Genomic DNA, 16,723 nt, shown 5'->3' on the forward strand with positions numbered 1-16,723 from the left:
GGCAGTTCTTCACAGAAAGCGGGAAAGCGCTTGCCAAACCTCCGTGCATTGGTGCATGATCGATGGCAACGGGAATGCGCTTTCCCATCATATCGAGCAAGCACCGGCTTCCACACAGCGACCGGCACACAAGGCACTGGAGAAAACATGGGTTTCGAAACAAAGACGATCCGCATCGCCATGAACGGCATCACTGGACGCATGGGCTACCGCCAGCACCTGCTGCGCTCCATCCTCCCCATCCGTGACGCAGGCGGCTTCACCCTGGAGGACGGCACCAAAGTCCAGGTCGAACCCATCCTGGTAGGCCGCAACGAGGCCAAGATCCGCGAGCTGGCCGAACTCCACAAGGTTTCCGAATGGACCACGGACCTGGACTCAGTCATCGCCGATCCCACCGTTGACATCATCTTTGACGCCTCCATGACCAGCCTCCGCGCCGCCACGCTGAAGAAGGCCATGCGCGCCGGCAAGCACATCTTCACCGAGAAGCCCACGGCCGAGACCCTCCAGGAAGCCATCGAACTTGCACAGATCGGCAAGGAAGCCGGAGTCACCGCCGGCGTCGTTCACGACAAGCTGTACCTCCCCGGCCTGGTGAAACTCCGCCGCTTGGTCGATGAAGGCTTCTTCGGCCGTATCCTCTCCATCCGTGGTGAATTCGGCTACTGGGTCTTCGAAGGCGACGTGCAGGCTGCCCAGCGCCCGTCCTGGAACTACCGCAAGGAGGACGGCGGTGGAATGACCACGGACATGTTCTGCCACTGGAACTACGTCCTTGAAGGCATCATCGGCAAGGTCAAGAGCGTCAACGCCAAGACCGCCACGCACATCCCCGCCCGCTGGGACGAAGCCGGCAAGGAATACAAGGCAACCGCTGACGACGCTTCCTACGGCATCTTCGAGCTCGAAACCCCGGGTGGCGACGACGTCATCGGACAGATCAACTCCTCCTGGGCCGTCCGCGTCTACCGCGACGAACTGGTGGAGTTCCAGATCGACGGTACGCACGGTTCCGCCGTCGCCGGTTTGAACAAGTGCGTTGCGCAGCAGCGCGCCCACACCCCCAAGCCCGTCTGGAACCCGGACCTTCCCGTCACCGAATCGTTCCGCAGCCAATGGCAGGAAGTCCCCGCCAACGCTGAGCTGGACAACGGCTTCAAGCTGCAGTGGGAAGAATTCCTGCGCGACGTCGTCGCAGGCCGCGAGCACCGTTTCGGATTGCTCTCCGCCGCCCGCGGCGTGCAGCTCGCCGAGCTCGGCCTGCAGTCCTCGGCCGAGCGCCGCACCATCGACATCCCGGAGATCACCCTCTAATGACGTCACTGATTCTTCCTACTAACGACGGCGGAACCCGCGAGTACCGCCTCCAGCCCGCCACGGCGTGGGTCAAGCCGACCGCGCCGTTGACTGCCCGCCGCGCCTACGCCGCAGCGCACGTCATCCCCGAGGTAGCTGCAGACAACACCCCCGGCGCTCCGGCGCAGCTCGACTGGGATGCCACCCTGGCTTACCGCCACGAGCTGTGGAGCTACGGCCTGGGCGTCGCCGATGCCATGGACACCGCGCAGCGCGGCATGGGCCTCGACTGGGCCGCAACCCAGCAGCTCATCAAGCGCACGGGCGCCGAGGCCGCTTCCGTGGTGGCAGCCGGTGACGCAGCCATCGCCGGCAAGTCCGTCCGCGACCTCGTCTCCTGCGGTGCGGGCACCGACCAGCTGGACATCGCTGCACTCCCCGAAGGCGCAGCAGGAATCCAGGCCGTCATCGACGCCTACCGCGAGCAGATCGCCGTCGTCAGTGAAGCCGGCCCCAAGGTCATCCTCATGGCGTCCCGCGCGCTGGCCAAGGTCGCCAACGGCGCCGACGACTACCTGCACGTCTACTCGACGCTGCTCCAGGAAGTCGATCAGCCGGTCATCCTGCACTGGCTCGGCACCATGTTCGATCCCGCATTGGCCGGTTACTGGGGTTCCGACGACGTCTCTGTTGCCACCGAGACGTTCCTCAGCCTGATCCGCGAGCACTCGGACAAGGTTGACGGCGTCAAGGTTTCGCTGCTGGACGCTTCCCATGAAGTCGCCCTCCGCGCCGCCCTGCCTTCCGGTGTGCGCTTGTACACCGGCGACGACTTCAACTACCCGGAACTGATCGACGGCGACCAGACGCACCATTCGGACGCGCTGCTGGGCATCTTCGCGGCCATCTACCCTGCCGCTTCGGTCGCCTTGCAGAAGTACGACGCCGGCCAAGGTGCTGAAGGGCGCGCGATCCTGGACTCCACCCGTGAGCTCGGGAAGCACATCTTCAGCGCACCGACGTTCTACTACAAGACAGGCATCGCCTTCATGTCGTGGCTCAACGGCAAGCAGCCCGGCTTCCAGATGGTCGGCGGCCTGCACTCGGGCCGTTCGGTCCTGCATCTGGCCAAGACCTTCGAACTGGCCGACCAGGCGGGGCTGTTGAAGGACCCCTCGCTGGCCGCATTCCGGATGTCCGACTTCCTGCGGATCAACGGGGTGGGCGCATGAGCGACTTCTCACGGCTATCCCTGAACAGTGCAACCACCAAGAAGTGGACCCTGGCCGAAGCTGTGGATGGTTGCGCCCGCGCCGGCATCCCCGCGATCGGTCCGTGGCGTGACCGCGTGGCCGAGGCTGGCTTGGACAAGGCTGCCAAGCTCATCAAGGACGCCGGCCTCCGGGTGTCCTCGTTGTGCCGGGGTGGTTTCCTGACCGCTGCCGACCCCGAGGGCCAGGCAGCCGCACTGGCTGACAACTTCGAGGCCGTCCGGGAGGCCGTTGCCCTGGACACCCAGGAGTTGTTCCTGGTGGTTGGCGGACTCACTCCCGGCGAGAAGGACGTCGTCGCTGCCCGCCAGCGCGTCGCCGACCGCCTTGAGGAACTGGTTCCTTTCGCCTCCGAAAACGGTGTCCGTTTGGTGCTGGAACCCCTGCACCCGATGTACGCCGCTGACCGCGCACTCATCTCCACCCTTGGCCAGGCACTGGACCTCGCCGCGCCGTACGACGCGAAAGCGGTCGGCGTCGCCGTCGACACCTTCCACGTCTGGTGGGATCCGGAACTGAAGGCGCAGATCGACCGCGCCGGGCGCGAAAGCCGCATCGCCTCTTACCAGGTGTGCGACTTCAACCTGCCGATCGCTGCGGATGCGCTGTTGTCCCGCGGCATGATGGGCGACGGCGTCATCGACTTCGCCACCATCGGCACCTGGGTCAGGGACGCCGGCTACAAGGGCGACATCGAAGTCGAGATCTTCAACCAGGAAATCTGGGATGCCGATGGGGACATCACCCTGGAAACCATGAAGCAGCGCTACGCGGAGCTCGTCCTCCCCTACGCGTAACCACGTGATCCTCCCGCGGATGCCCTAAGCTCCGCGGGAGGATCACTCCAAAAACGAGCGGGCTCCTGCCAAGGTCACGGCAGGAGCCCGCTTTTTCGCACGGCAGGGTGGTGAGGGCAGGCGGAAAAGAAGCCACGATCCCTCAACCGGTTTCCACGCGGGTCTTCCGCAGCCCGATCAAGGTGACCGAACCGCCGTCGTGCCCCTGCAGTTCGAGCCTGATGTTCGGCGAATCCTCCTGCGGTTCCACTGTGCTGACCTGGAAGACTTCACCGCCGATCCGCAAGCGGTCGCCGCTCTTGACGGCCTTGAGCTTCTTGTCCTTGCCCGGGGTCATGGCCGCTCCCACTATTTGTCTTTCCTGGCGTCATCGCCGTGGGTTTCGCGGAGCTCCTCGCCGCGTCGCACCACTTCCTCTTCCTTTTCCTGCTGCTTGTCGCTGCGCTTGGTATCACGCGGAGGCAGCTGGAGGCTTTCCTCTGCTTCAATGCCGCCTTGGAGTTGGCGCCCGCGTTCCATTTCGGCATCGAACTCGGCGCCGAACAGCAACGACATGTTCAGGATCCACAGCCACAGCAGCATGATGATGACGCCGGCCAAGGCGCCGTAGGTCTTGTTGTAGTTGCTGAAGTTGGCCACGTAGAAACCGAAGCCCAGCGATGCCAGGGCGAAAATGACCAGCGCGATGAGCGAACCCATGCTCATCCAGCGGAACTTGGGTTGCTTGACGTTGGGGGTGAAGTAGTAGAGCACAGCAATGATGGCCACCACGATCACGATGAGTACCGGCCACTTGGCAATGTTCCACACGGTCAGGAGAGCCTCGGACAAGCCGATTGCCCCACCGATGGCCTCCGCCACCGGGCCGCTGAGGACGAGCATGGCAGCCACCAGCGCAGCGCCCAACACAGCCACGATGGTGACGGCGAGCATGGTGCCGCGCAACTTCACGAAACCACGGCCCTCGTCCACTTCATAGACGCGGTTCATTGCCCGGCTGAAGGCCGTGGTGTATCCGGAGGCGGACCAGAGGGCCACCAGGATGCCGAAGACCAGGGCGAAACCTGCTGCGTTGGAGCGGGTGAGCTCCTCAATGGGCTGGCGCATGGCGTCGACACCCGGACCCGGCGCGAATTGCTGGACGATATCAAGGATGGCCGAGGTGGTCTTGCCGGCATCGCCAAAGAGCCCCAGCAGGGAAACCAACGCCAGGAGCGCGGGGAAGAGGGAGAGCACAGCGTAGTAGGTCAGGCCGGCAGCCGCGTCCGGGCACTGGTCCTTGCTGAACTMACGCAGAGTGCGCTTGGCGATGTAGGTCCACGTGGGCTTGGCGAGGTCGTTGGGACTGTCCGGCTTCCGCGAGTCTTCCGGAGAGGGCGCGGTCCTCGCTTTGTTGGTGCTGGTGTGGGCTGAGTCTTGTGTGGTCATGTGGCACTCGTCCGTGGGTAGTTTGCGCGAACAGCTGACCCATCAATAGTAAGCATACTGATGATTACTATGGAAGAACCCCGCCGGACTTACCGGCGATTCAGGCCAATTTGCTCGCCAGCAGGAACTCGAAAGGTGACTCTATGACAGAGCGGATAACTTGGCCCGCGGCCCCAAGGAGTGTCCCGGAGTGCTCCAAACGGGAGACCGTCAGGTTCTCCGGAGCCAGCAACCCCGGCGCGTAGCGCTCCAGGCTTTCCAGCAGTGACGGCCGGATCCACTCCCCCAGTACGGCGAAATGCCCGCCAAGGACCACAGCTTCAATGTCCATCAACCTCGAGGCCGAGGCGAGGGCGACGCCCAGGGAGCGACCGGCGTCGTGAACCGCCTTTTCGGCCGCGGGTTCCTGCGCAGCCAGAGCCGCCAGCAGCAGCCCGGTCCGCTCGCCCAGTGTGCCTTCGGCGACGCCCGCGGCCTCGAATATGGCCTCCTGGCCCGCGAACGTCTCCAGACAACCCCACCCGCCACAGGAGCAGTGAGGGCCTTCCGGATGCACCACGATATGGCCCAGCTCGCCGGCAGACCCACCTGGGCCCGTATACAGCTCAGATCCGATGATGATGCCGCCACCGACGCCCACCTCACCTGAAACGTAGAGGAAGTCGGGCCGCCCGCCGCCATACCAAAGCTCACCGAGGGCAGCACTGTTGGCCTCATTGGACAGCTTGACGCCAAGCGGCGCACCCTCCAGCAGCGATTGCGGATGCAGCTGCTCGTCCTCCCAATGAAGGTTGGGGGCGGACAGCACTGTATCCCCCTTCCCGTTCACCAGCCCGGGCACGGCCAGGCCACCACCCAGGATGGCAATGTCCTCTGCCGCCGCCGCGGCCTTCGCTTCGGCAGCCAAGCCTGCGAGCTGTTTCATGACCTGCGCTGGCGGCATCCCGCGGTTCCGGGACTCGACGGCCGCATGGAAACGAAGGTTTCCGGCAAGGTCCACCAGGCCCACGGCAAGGTAATCAACGTTGATCTCCATGCCCACAACGCCGCGTCGGGAGTTAAGCTCCAGGCCCTGGCCGGGCCGCCCCCGCTCCCCGTCGCGGTACAGACCTACCTCGGATACCAAGCCGGACTCCACGAGGTCGGCCACCAGGCTGGATACCGCGGCCTTGGTGAGCCCGGTGCCGGCGGCGAGCTGCGCGCGGCTGGGCTTGGCGTCGACGGTTTTGGCGATCGAATCCAGCACCAATGAGAGGTTTCGACGGCGGACGTCACCCACGCGTCCGGGCGCGGTTGGCTCATTCATCAGCAGGGACCTCCTCGCAGATTCAAAAATTCTTGTGGACTTCCATTGACCATGATCCATCATGGCCCATATAGTTCAGATTGAAAACTAATTGGAATGTCTTTTTCCACCTCATTCCCATTGCCTTGCAAAGGAGCAATCATGACCCCGCAGCCCACCCCTGCAGACAAGTTCACCTTCGGCCTCTGGACCGTCGGTTGGACCGGCGCCGATCCCTTCGGCGTGGCAACCCGCCAGGCTCTGGATCCCGTGGAAGCCGTTCACAAGCTCAGCGAACTCGGCGCATACGGCATCACTTTCCACGACAACGACCTCATTCCTTTCGATGCGAGCGCCTCCGAGCGCGATCTCATCCTCAAGAACTTCAAGGCAGCACTGGCCGAGACCGGCCTGAAGACGCCCATGGTTACCACCAACCTCTTCAGCCACCCGGTCTTCAAGGACGGCGGCTTCACCTCCAACGACCGCTCCATCCGTCGCTTCGCCCTGAGCAAGATCCTCCGCAACATCGACCTCGCCGCTGAACTTGGCGCAGAGACCTTCGTGATGTGGGGCGGCCGCGAAGGCAGCGAATATGACGGCTCCAAGGACCTCTCCGCAGCGCTGGACCGCATGAAGGAAGGCGTGGATACCGCCGCCGGGTACATCAAGGAGAAGGGTTACGGCCTGCGGATCGCCCTGGAACCGAAGCCGAACGAACCCCGCGGTGACATCTTCCTCCCCACCGTCGGCCACGGCCTGGCGTTCATCGCGCAGTTGGAACACGGCGACATCGTGGGCCTCAACCCGGAAACGGGCCACGAGCAGATGGCCGGGCTGAACTTCACCCACGGCATCGCCCAGGCACTGTGGGCTGACAAGCTCTTCCACATCGACCTCAACGGCCAGCGCGGCATCAAGTACGACCAGGACCTCGTCTTCGGACACGGCGATCTCACCAGCGCGTTCTTCACCGTCGATCTCCTGGAGAACGGCTTCCCCAACGGCGGACCGAAGTACACCGGTCCCCGTCACTTCGACTACAAGCCTTCCCGCACCGACGGCTACGACGGTGTCTGGGAATCGGCCAAGTCCAACATGTCCATGTACCTGCTGCTGAAGGAACGCGCATTGGCCTTCCGCGCAGACCCCGAAGTCCAGGAAGCACTGACAACCTCGGGCGTGTTCGAACTCGGCGAAAGCACGCTGGGCGCCGGCGAAAGCACTGCGGACCTGCTTGCTGACGCCAGCGCATTCGACACGTTCGACGCCGACAAAGCCGCCGAACGCTCGTTCGCTTTCGTCCGCCTCAACCAGCTGGCCATCGAGCACCTCCTCGGCGCCCGCTAAACCTCTCCAACCCACCGCAACCCCGCCGCCGGGCTTGTTCCAGGATTTCCTGGGCAAGCCCGGCGCGGTTCGCCAAAGGAACAACGCATGCCTCTCGTAGCCGGGATCGACAGCTCCACCCAGTCCTGCAAAGTGGTCATCCGGGACTCAGCCACCGGCGCCCTGGTCCGCCAGGGCCGGGCTTCCCACCCTGACGGCACCGAGGTCCACCCGGATCATTGGTGGACAGCCCTGCAGGAAGCCATCGCGGCGGCGGGCGGCCTGGACGACGTCGATGCCGTCTCCGTTGGCGGACAGCAGCACGGCATGGTGTGCCTGGACGAAACCGGAGAGGTGGTCCGTCCCGCACTGTTGTGGAACGATACCCGCTCCGCGCAGGATGCCGAGGAGCTGATTCTCGACGCCGGACAGGGCGATCCGGCTTCCGGATCCGCGTACTGGGCGAGCAGCACGGGAACAGTTCCGGTGGCATCCCTGACCGCCACCAAGCTGCGTTGGCTGGCACGTAACGAACCCGAAAATGCCCGGCGGACGGCTGCGGTGTGCCTTCCCCATGACTGGCTGTCCTGGCGCCTGGCCGGTCATGGCCCGGGAACGGGACCGGAATCCTTGGAACTCCTGCGCACCGATCGCTCCGATGCATCGGGCACCGGGTATTACTCCGCAACCAACGGCGGGTATCTTCCGGAGGTCCTGGAGAGCACCCTGGGGCATCTGCCCATCCTGCCAGGGGTGGTCGGCCCGCTGGAGGCGGCCAGCAAGACCCCGTCCGGCGCCCTGATTGGTCCGGGAGCGGGCGACAACGCGGCGGCGGGACTCGGCGTGAGCGCCGCCGTCGGGGATGTTGTTATTTCGATCGGAACATCCGGCACTGTCTTCGCGGTTTCGGATGTCCCGTCCCAGGATGCCAGCGGGTTGGTGGCCGGCTTCGCCGACGCCACAGGGAACTTCCTTCCGCTGGCCTGCACGCTCAATGCCACGCGGATCTTCGATGCCACAGCGGCGCTGCTGGGCGTGAGCCTGACAGAGCTCGGCGAACTGGCACTGTCCGCCCCGGAGGGCGCCGACGGACTGACGCTCATCCCCTATTTCGAGGGCGAACGGACTCCAAACCTTCCTGACGCCACCGGTTCGCTCCACGGCCTCACGCTGTCCAATTACAAGCCCGCCAACCTTGCCCGGGCTGCGGTGGAAGGCGTTATCTGTTCATTGGCTGACGGTCTGTCCGCACTTCAGGCCCAGGGCGTGGAGGCCCGGCGCATCATCCTTGTAGGCGGCGGCGCCCAATCCGAAGCCGTCCAACAGGTGGCGGCCTCGGCCTTCGGCCTGCCCGTGTTCGTTCCCCGGCCCGGTGAATACGTGGCCGACGGCGCTGCACGGCAAGCCGCGGGTGTCCTCACGGGCCAGCTGCCCGAATGGCCCTTGGACGGCCTGACCGTGAACCGCGGCGATAGCGCTGGCGTGGCCCCCTTCCTGGAAAGGTACCGCCATTACGCCACCAAGGCTGCCATCGGCTGATCACGGTTGCCGGTGCTCTATCGTGACAGGGTGAGCTCTGAACAATCTGCATCAGCCCGCCCGCCTGTCATGGAGGACGTCGCCCGCGTAGCCGGGGTTTCCCACCAGACTGTCTCCCGCGTCCTGAACAACCACCCCAATGTGAGTTCAAAGACGCGCGAACGCGTGGAGCAAGCCATCACCGAGCTCGGCTACCGGCGCAACACGGCAGCCCGCAGCCTGGTGACCCGGCGGTCCCAAACCATTGGAGTCCTGGGCAGCGAGCTGGCGCAGTACGGGCCGTCCCACACCCTCCTGGGCGTGCAGCAGGCGGCAAGGGACGCCGGCTATTTCGTCAGCGTGGCCGGTTTGCGGGAGGTCACACCGGAGACCATCAAGGACGCCATTGCGCATTTCATGGACCAAGGCGTGGATGGCATCGTGGTGACGGTCCCCCACCCCGGCACGTTCGACGTCCTCCGGGACATCACCGCCCAGGTCCCACTGGTGGCCGTGGGGTCGATCGGGGACGAGCACCTCAGTGGGGCAACCGTTGACCAGCGCCAAGGGGCACAGCTGGCCGTTCAACACCTGCTGGAACTTGGACACCAGGAGATCGGCCACTTATCCGGGCCGGTGGACTGGATTGACGCTGCCGCACGCATCGAGGGCTGGCAGGATGCCCTGGCCCAGGCAGGACTTGAGCCCGCCGCACTGATCGAGGGCGATTGGAGCGCCGAATGCGGGTACAGGGAAGGCCTGAAGATCTCCGCCGAACGTTCCATGACGGCTCTCTTCGTAGCCAATGACCAGATGGCGCTCGGCGTGCTCCGCGCCTTCAACGAAACCGGCGTACGGGTACCGGATGACATCAGCGTGGTGGGCTTTGATGACCAACCGGAGTCGGCCTATTTCATCCCGCCGCTGACCACCGTTGCCCAGGATTTCGAAGAGCTCGGCCAACGATGCATCGATCTGCTGCTGGATCGCATCGAAGGCGGATCCACCGGAATGGCAGCTACGGTAGCTCCCCGCCTCGTGGTCCGGTCCACCACGGCTGCACTCCGCAACTAGCGCAGACAGGGTCAGCCGGCCCCTCTCCTGAAGACCCAAAGCGCACTTACCGGTCCCCGCTTTGGCTTGCTCTTGACATCAATGTTGTGAGCGCTAACAATTGCATCAGACCTTCTTCACTTTCCACCCCGACCCCCGGCAATGAGGCCCTGGCCAGCCGGATGGAGACCCCCATGAATACCTCTGAAAACCGTCCGCTCGATGAGCAGTTTGTCATCGGCGTGGACTACGGCACCCTGTCCGGCCGCGCCGTTGTGGTGCGCGTATCGGATGGCGCCGAGCTCGGAAACGGCGTGTTCGAATACCCGCACGCCGTCGTGACGGAAAAGCTGCCCGGCAGCAGCCGCCGCCTGCCCGCCGACTGGGCTCTCCAGGTCCCCAACGACTACCGCGACGTCCTGCGCAACGCCGTACCGGCCGCCGTCGCCGATGCCGGCATCAACCCGGACAACGTGGTGGGCATAGCCACTGACTTCACCGCCTGCACCATGGTTCCGACGACGGCGGACGGCACCCCGCTGAACGAACTGGAACGATTCGCGGACCGCCCCCACGCGTTCGTGAAACTGTGGCGGCACCACGCCGCGCAGCCGCAGGCGGACCGCATCAACGAACTCGCCGAAGAGCGTGGCGAGGCCTGGCTTCCGCGTTACGGCGGCCTGATCTCCTCCGAGTGGGAATTCGCCAAGGGCCTGCAGCTCCTTGAAGAAGACCCCGATGTCTACGGCGCCATGGACCACTGGGTGGAGGCGGCCGACTGGATCGTCTGGCAGCTCTGCGGCAACTACGTCCGTAACGCCTGCACCGCCGGATACAAGGGCATCTTCCAGGACGGCAAGTACCCCTCCGAAGATTTCCTGGCAGCGCTGAACCCGGACTTCAAGGACTTTGTCAGCAGCAAACTGGAGCACACCATCGGTCGCTTGGGAGATGCCGCGGGCTACCTCACCGAAGAAGCCGCGGGATGGACCGGGCTGCCGGCAGGAATCGCGGTGGCCGTGGGCAACGTCGATGCCCACGTCAGCGCCCCGGCTGCCAACGCCGTTGAACCCGGCCATCTCGTCGCCATCATGGGCACCTCGACCTGCCACGTGATGAACGGCGACGTGCTGCGCGAGGTCCCCGGCATGTGTGGCGTGGTTGACGGCGGCATCGTGGACGGACTGTGGGGATACGAGGCAGGCCAATCCGGAGTCGGCGACATCTTTGGCTGGTTCACCAAGAACGGTGTTCCCCCCGAGTACCACCAGGCTGCAGCAGAAAAAGGCCTGGGGATCCACGAGTACCTCACTGAGTTGGCAGAGAAGCAGGCCATCGGCGAGCACGGCCTGATCGCCCTGGACTGGCACTCGGGAAACCGCTCCGTGCTGGTGGACCATGAGCTTTCCGGCGTGGTGGTGGGCCAGACCCTGGCCACCAAGCCGGAGGACAGCTACCGGGCCTTGCTGGAGGCCACCGCTTTCGGCACAAGGACCATCGTGGACGCCTTCCGCGATTCCGGTGTGCCGGTCAAGGAGTTCATCGTGGCCGGCGGCCTCTTGAAGAACAAATTCCTGATGCAGGTCTACGCCGACATCACCGGCCTGCAGCTCTCCACCATCGGATCCGAACAGGGTCCCGCGCTTGGCTCAGCAATCCACGCGGCAGTGGCAGCCGGCAAGTACAAGGACATCCGCGAAGCAGCCGCTTCCATGGCCGCCGCTCCCGGCGCTGTCTACACGCCCATCCCGGAGAACGTCGCCGCGTACGAGGTGCTCTTCCAGGAGTACAAGACCCTCCACGACTACTTCGGCCGGGGAAGCAACAACGTCATGCACCGTCTCAAGGCGATCCAACGCCAGGCGCAGGGCACCGGTGAGGTGGCCGAACCGGCGTCGAACTCCTCCTCCGATGCCGCAGAGCGGGTGTCCGCATGAGCAACCTCCTTGACACCATCGCCAAAGTCCGCGAGGAAGTCTGCGGGCTCCATGCCGAACTGACCCGCTACGAACTGGTGGTCTGGACCGCCGGCAACGTCTCCGGCCGCATCCCCGGGCACGACCTGATGGTCATCAAGCCGTCGGGCGTTTCCTACGATGACCTCAGGCCGGAGCTCATGGTGGTCACCGATCTTTTCGGCATGCCCGTCCGGGGCATGAACACCGGCAGCGGCGGGACAGTTGACTGGGGCAACCCGGACCTCTCACCGTCCTCGGATACCGCTGCGCACGCCTACGTTTACCGGCACATGCCCGAGGTCGGCGGCGTGGTGCACACCCACTCAACCTATGCCACGGCCTGGGCCGCCAGGGGCGAGGAAATCCCTTGCGTGCTCACCATGATGGGCGATGAATTCGGCGGACCGATCCCTGTCGGACCGTTCGCGCTGATCGGCGACGACTCCATCGGCCAGGGCATCGTTGAGACGCTGAAGAACTCCAACTCACCGGCAGTGCTGATGCAGAACCATGGCCCGTTCACCATCGGCAAATCCGCCCGCGAGGCCGTCAAAGCCGCTGTGATGTGCGAGGAAGTGGCCAGGACCGTCCACATTTCGCGCCAGCTCGGGGAGCCGCTGCCCATTGACCAGGCCAAGATCGAGTCCCTGTACGACCGCTACCAGAACGTTTACGGCCGCTGAGGCGGCCCAGCCAACAAGCCCACGCTTACGTCAAAGCCACCCAGGAGCCCACGAAAATGCCCACCGCCAACAACGCCTCCGCCAACTCCACATCGCTTGACCGGTACGAGGTCTGGTTCCTCACCGGCAGCCAGCACCTCTACGGTGAGGACGTCCTCAAGCAGGTCGCCGCGCAGTCGCAGGAGATTGCCAACGTCCTGAACGCTGCCGGCGATGTCCCCGTGAAGCTCGTCTGGAAGCCGGTCCTCACGGACAGCGACGCCATCCGCCGCACCGCACTGGAAGCAAACTCGAATGACTCTGTGATCGGCGTGACCGCCTGGATGCACACCTTCAGCCCTGCCAAGATGTGGATCCAGGGCCTGGACGCGCTCCGCAAGCCGTTGCTGCACCTGCACACCCAGGCCAACCGCGACCTCCCCTGGGCGGACATCGATTTCGACTTCATGAACCTCAACCAGGCAGCCCACGGCGACCGCGAGTTCGGGTACATCCAGTCGCGCCTCGGCGTGCCGCGGAAGACCGTCGTCGGTCATGTCAGCAACCCTGAGGTCGCCCGCCAAGTGGGTGCGTGGCAGCGGGCCTCGGCGGGCTGGGCCGCCGTCCGCACGCTGAAGCTGACCCGCTTTGGCGACAACATGCGCAATGTCGCCGTCACCGAAGGCGACAAGACCGAAGCCGAGCTGCGCTTCGGCGTCTCGGTCAACACCTGGTCCGTCAACGAGCTCGCCGATGCCGTCCACGGCGCTGAAGAGTCCGACGTCGACGCCCTGGTTGCGGAGTATGAGCGCCTTTATGAGGTGGTTGACGAGCTGAAGGCAGGCGGCGCCCGCCACGAGTCGCTGCGGTACAGCGCCCGCATCGAACTGGGGTTGCGCAGCTTCCTCGAAGCCAACGGTTCCGCAGCGTTCACCACCTCGTTCGAGGACCTCGGCGAGCTGCGCCAGCTCCCCGGCATGGCTGTCCAGCGCCTCATGGCTGACGGCTACGGCTTCGGCGCAGAGGGCGACTGGAAAACCGCCATCCTGGTGCGGGCTGCCAAAGTCATGGGCGGCGAGCTGCCCGGCGGCGCCTCGCTCATGGAGGACTACACCTACCACCTGGAACCCGGCTCGGAGAAGATCCTGGGCGCCCACATGCTGGAGGTTTGCCCTTCACTGACCGCCAGGAAGCCGCGCGTCGAGATCCACCCGCTGGGCATCGGCGGCAAGGAAGATCCCGTCCGCATGGTCTTCGACACCGACGCCGGACCCGGCGTCGTGGTAGCGCTGTCCGATATGCGCGACCGGTTCCGCTTGGTCGCGAACGTGGTGGACGTCGTCGACCTTGACCAGCCGCTGCCCAACCTTCCGGTGGCCCGCGCGCTCTGGGAGCCGAAGCCCGACTTCGCTACCTCGGCCGCCGCGTGGCTGACTGCCGGCGCTGCGCACCACACGGTATTGTCCACGCAGGTGGGCCTGGACGTGTTCGAGGACTTCGCCGAAATCGCAAAGACCGAACTTCTCACCATTGACGAGGACACCACCATCAAGCAGTTCAAGAAGGAACTCGCCTGGAACGCCGCCTACTACAAACTGGCCGGCGGCCTGTGAGCGCTGAATACACGCTGACCGCCGGCGGTTACACGGCTGTTGTGGCCGCCCGCGCCGCAGCATTGCGTGTCCTGCAGTTCGAGGGCCGGGACCTGGTGGTTCCCTTCCCGGAAGGCGGCCCGATCCCGGACTACCGTGGCATCATCGCCGCGCCGTGGCCCAACAGGATCGCTGATGGCAAGTACAGTTTCGACGGCGTCGAGCATCAGTTGCCGGTTAACGAACCTGAGCGGGAAACAGCGCTGCATGGCCTCGCCTTTGTGCTCGATTGGGCCCTGTTGGAGTCCGACGCCGCTTCGCTCACCCTCACCTGCACCGTGGGACCAAGCGAGGGCTACCCGTTCGTACTGGAACTCTCGGCACGATATGAGCTGGACGGGGAGGGCCTGCGCACCACCGTGAACGCACGCAACGTGGCCGACGTCGCTGCACCCTACGGCGTCTGCCCCCACCCGTACCTGGTGGCAGGTCCGTCGCCACTGGATGAATGGGTGCTTGAGTTCGCCGCAGACTCGTTCCTCGAGGTGACACCTGACAGGCTCCTGCCGGTGGGTCTTGCCCCCACGGAGGGCCACGCTTTCGATTTCCGCACCGCCCGGGCCATCGGCAGCACAGAGATCGATCATGCCTTCACGGACCTCTCGTTCGACGGCGGGCTGGCGCGGCTGTCACTGCGTGACCCGGCGGGCACCGGAGTCGGTATGTCCGGTGTTGGTATGTCATGGGACGAAAGCTGCAAGTGGCTGCAGATCCATACCGCCGACAAGCCCGACCCCCTGCCCAACCGGCTGGGCCTGGCGGCGGAGCCCATGACGTGTCCACCCGATGCCTTCAACAGCGGCACGGACCTGGTCCGGCTTGAACCCGGCGCCGAACACACGGCGTCCTGGAGCATCTACGCACTATAGCTGCAACGAGCCCGGCCCCGCACGGAAACACTCCGTGCCGGGCCGGGCTCTTTCGTCGACCAACCGGGAAGGACTCCGGCTTCGCTACCGGACCGAGGGGACGTGTTGCAGGAGCCGCACGTCCGCGTAACCGTCCTCGACGTCGATGCTTGGCTCGTCGAAGACCCGCACCTGGTGGTCACCGGCGTCCCAGGGTGTCCACCCCGGCTGGCCATCCCGGATGAAGGCCACCGCCGCTCCGTGCACGTCCGCAGCCAAAGCCGCGGGCGGTTCGTCGCCGGCTATCGCGGCCACACGTTCGGCCGAGGTCACATCAAAGAAGAACGGGATGTCGAAGCAATGGCCGGCATCCCCGGTGACCGGTGACCGCCAAGCAAAGCGGTAAACCCACGTGGGTGCCGCCGAGCCGGCTCGAGCCTCGGCAACGTTCAGGGTAGGCGTGCGGAAAATCCTGTCGGAAACATATTGGCCCGCCAGGACCTCGCTCGGAAGCCCCCCGTGGCTTGCCAAGTAGGCTTCGGCTATCTCCGGCGAGGCACCCAACCTTTCCAGCAGGGCCGCGTCCGGCTCCTTGGGCAACAACGGGCCGRCACCCGCCGTCGACATGTTGAACTCATGGTCAGTGCAGCCCACCAACAGAGCCTTGTCCGAACCGTTCCCCAGGCGCATGGCCTCAACCGTTGGCCCCGGAATCAGAACGCCGTCAACCACCGGCCCAAATACCAGGCCGTCCCGCATGAGGTCAGCGAGCGACCCGATGGGGTCTGCATGTTGGGGCGTCCCACCCATCCCCGCTACTTCAGCCTGCAGTTCAAGGACGCGTTCTTCGGAAAGTGCCGACAAGCCGGCGCGCGTCGCTTCGACTCCCCCCAACTGGGCCAGGCGGCGGCCGGCGGCCTCCGCCTGGCCCAGCGTCCTCTCGGTGGGGACTCCGGAGAGTGAAATGACCCTCTCGAACAGTGCCCGGGCACGAGACACCGTGAGCAAGGTCATCACTGCTCCCCCTCCAGCGGACTGACCCGCAATCGTCACGCGGGAGGGGTCCCCACCGAAAGCTTCAATGTTGTCGCGGACCCATTCAAGGGCGAGGATCCAGTCCAGAACGCCCCTGTTGTTGGGTGCGTCCGGAATCCAGCYGAATCCGTCGAATCCCAGGCGATAGGAGATGCTGACGGTCACCACACCGTCCCGGTTGAACGAAACACCGTCGTACCAGGGGCTCGCCGGCGAGCCGGCGATGAAGCCGCCGCCATGGATCCAGACCAGCACAGGGAGGCCATCGTCCGGGTTCCTGGAAGGGCTTGGGGTGAAGACGTTCAGGTTGAGGATGGAGTCGCCGGGAATGGAGGGCTCCGGAGTGATGATCAGCTCCGAGTCCGGAAGTTTCCGCTGCGGCGTGGCTCCATAGTCGAGGGCATCCCTGACGCCCTCCCATGGCCGGTGCGGCACGGGCTCAGCGAAACGAAGGTCGCCAATGGGTGGTTCGGCATACGGTATTCCGAGGAAGGCTGCGGAGCCTTCCCGCCAGCGCCCACGTACGGCTCCTGCCGTCGTCGGGACTTCTGCGAACTCCTGGGAAAGTGACGGGGTCATGCGGTGGGG

At 65.0% G+C, this 16,723-nt stretch carries 14 protein-coding genes; 10 read left to right on the forward strand and 4 right to left on the reverse strand.

What is annotated here, in order from left to right; all coding sequences use genetic code 11:
- Positions 1-147 precede the first annotated feature (147 nt).
- From AB4Y81_RS13420 to AB4Y81_RS13430, 3 genes are read left to right on the forward strand one after another with little or no spacing between them, the layout of a single operon-like run.
- The gene (locus tag AB4Y81_RS13420) at positions 148-1,317 is read left to right on the forward strand and encodes a Gfo/Idh/MocA family protein (protein ID WP_018778161.1); all 1,170 of its coding nucleotides are present in this window, start codon (positions 148-150) and stop codon (positions 1,315-1,317) included.
- The gene (locus tag AB4Y81_RS13425; protein ID WP_055972893.1) at positions 1,317-2,531 is read left to right on the forward strand and encodes a dihydrodipicolinate synthase family protein; all 1,215 of its coding nucleotides are present in this window, start codon (positions 1,317-1,319) and stop codon (positions 2,529-2,531) included. The genes AB4Y81_RS13420 and AB4Y81_RS13425 overlap by 1 nt, the downstream gene beginning before the upstream one ends.
- Positions 2,528-3,367, forward strand: coding sequence for a sugar phosphate isomerase/epimerase family protein (locus tag AB4Y81_RS13430; protein ID WP_441996076.1), 840 nt, complete (start codon positions 2,528-2,530; stop codon positions 3,365-3,367). Before AB4Y81_RS13425 ends, AB4Y81_RS13430 begins: the two co-directional genes overlap by 4 nt.
- A gap of 142 nt (positions 3,368-3,509) precedes the next feature.
- On the opposite strand, the gene AB4Y81_RS13435 is transcribed toward AB4Y81_RS13430, so the two are convergent.
- The 3 genes from AB4Y81_RS13435 to AB4Y81_RS13445 form a co-directional block, all read right to left on the reverse strand.
- Positions 3,510-3,704, reverse strand: a complete 195-nt coding sequence (locus AB4Y81_RS13435) for a hypothetical protein (protein WP_035733800.1) — start codon at positions 3,702-3,704, stop codon at positions 3,510-3,512.
- Positions 3,705-3,715: 11 nt separating this feature from the next.
- Positions 3,716-4,795 carry a YihY/virulence factor BrkB family protein gene (locus AB4Y81_RS13440; protein ID WP_441996077.1) on the reverse strand — a complete coding sequence of 360 codons (1,080 nt, stop codon included), beginning with the start codon at positions 4,793-4,795 and terminating at the stop codon, positions 3,716-3,718.
- 100 nt (positions 4,796-4,895) lie between these two features.
- A complete protein-coding gene (locus tag AB4Y81_RS13445) occupies positions 4,896-6,101 on the reverse strand; it encodes an ROK family transcriptional regulator (protein WP_441996078.1) in 1,206 nt (401 codons plus the stop codon).
- A gap of 141 nt (positions 6,102-6,242) precedes the next feature.
- On the opposite strand from AB4Y81_RS13445, the gene xylA reads away from it, so the two are divergent.
- The 7 genes from xylA to AB4Y81_RS13480 all read left to right on the forward strand — a co-directional run bounded on the left by xylA (position 6,243) and on the right by AB4Y81_RS13480 (position 15,121).
- A complete protein-coding gene (gene xylA, locus AB4Y81_RS13450) occupies positions 6,243-7,430 on the forward strand; it encodes a xylose isomerase (protein WP_018778155.1) in 1,188 nt (395 codons plus the stop codon).
- A gap of 87 nt (positions 7,431-7,517) precedes the next feature.
- Entirely contained in the window at positions 7,518-8,948 is a 1,431-nt protein-coding gene (locus AB4Y81_RS13455; RefSeq protein WP_210077552.1) for an FGGY-family carbohydrate kinase, read from the forward strand.
- Positions 8,949-9,017: 69 nt separating this feature from the next.
- Positions 9,018-10,001: a LacI family DNA-binding transcriptional regulator gene (locus tag AB4Y81_RS13460; RefSeq protein ID WP_055972905.1), complete on the forward strand. Its 984-nt coding sequence runs from the start codon at positions 9,018-9,020 to the stop codon at positions 9,999-10,001.
- 173 nt (positions 10,002-10,174) lie between these two features.
- The gene (araB, locus tag AB4Y81_RS13465) at positions 10,175-11,917 is read left to right on the forward strand and encodes a ribulokinase (RefSeq protein ID WP_441996079.1); all 1,743 of its coding nucleotides are present in this window, start codon (positions 10,175-10,177) and stop codon (positions 11,915-11,917) included.
- Entirely contained in the window at positions 11,914-12,621 is a 708-nt protein-coding gene (locus AB4Y81_RS13470; RefSeq protein WP_039243122.1) for an L-ribulose-5-phosphate 4-epimerase, read from the forward strand. The genes araB and AB4Y81_RS13470 overlap by 4 nt, the downstream gene beginning before the upstream one ends.
- A 56-nt stretch (positions 12,622-12,677) precedes the next feature.
- The gene (araA, locus tag AB4Y81_RS13475) at positions 12,678-14,213 is read left to right on the forward strand and encodes an L-arabinose isomerase (protein WP_039243124.1); all 1,536 of its coding nucleotides are present in this window, start codon (positions 12,678-12,680) and stop codon (positions 14,211-14,213) included.
- Positions 14,210-15,121: an aldose epimerase family protein gene (locus AB4Y81_RS13480; protein ID WP_018778149.1), complete on the forward strand. Its 912-nt coding sequence runs from the start codon at positions 14,210-14,212 to the stop codon at positions 15,119-15,121. The genes araA and AB4Y81_RS13480 overlap by 4 nt, the downstream gene beginning before the upstream one ends.
- 84 nt (positions 15,122-15,205) lie before the next feature.
- Here AB4Y81_RS13480 and AB4Y81_RS13485 read toward each other — a convergent pair whose 3' ends face one another.
- Positions 15,206-16,714, reverse strand: coding sequence for a carboxylesterase/lipase family protein (locus tag AB4Y81_RS13485; RefSeq protein ID WP_441996080.1), 1,509 nt, complete (start codon positions 16,712-16,714; stop codon positions 15,206-15,208).
- Positions 16,715-16,723 lie beyond the last annotated feature (9 nt).

Source organism: Paenarthrobacter sp. TAF1 (genome assembly GCF_052113825.1).
Lineage (GTDB): Bacteria > Actinomycetota > Actinomycetes > Actinomycetales > Micrococcaceae > Arthrobacter > Arthrobacter nicotinovorans.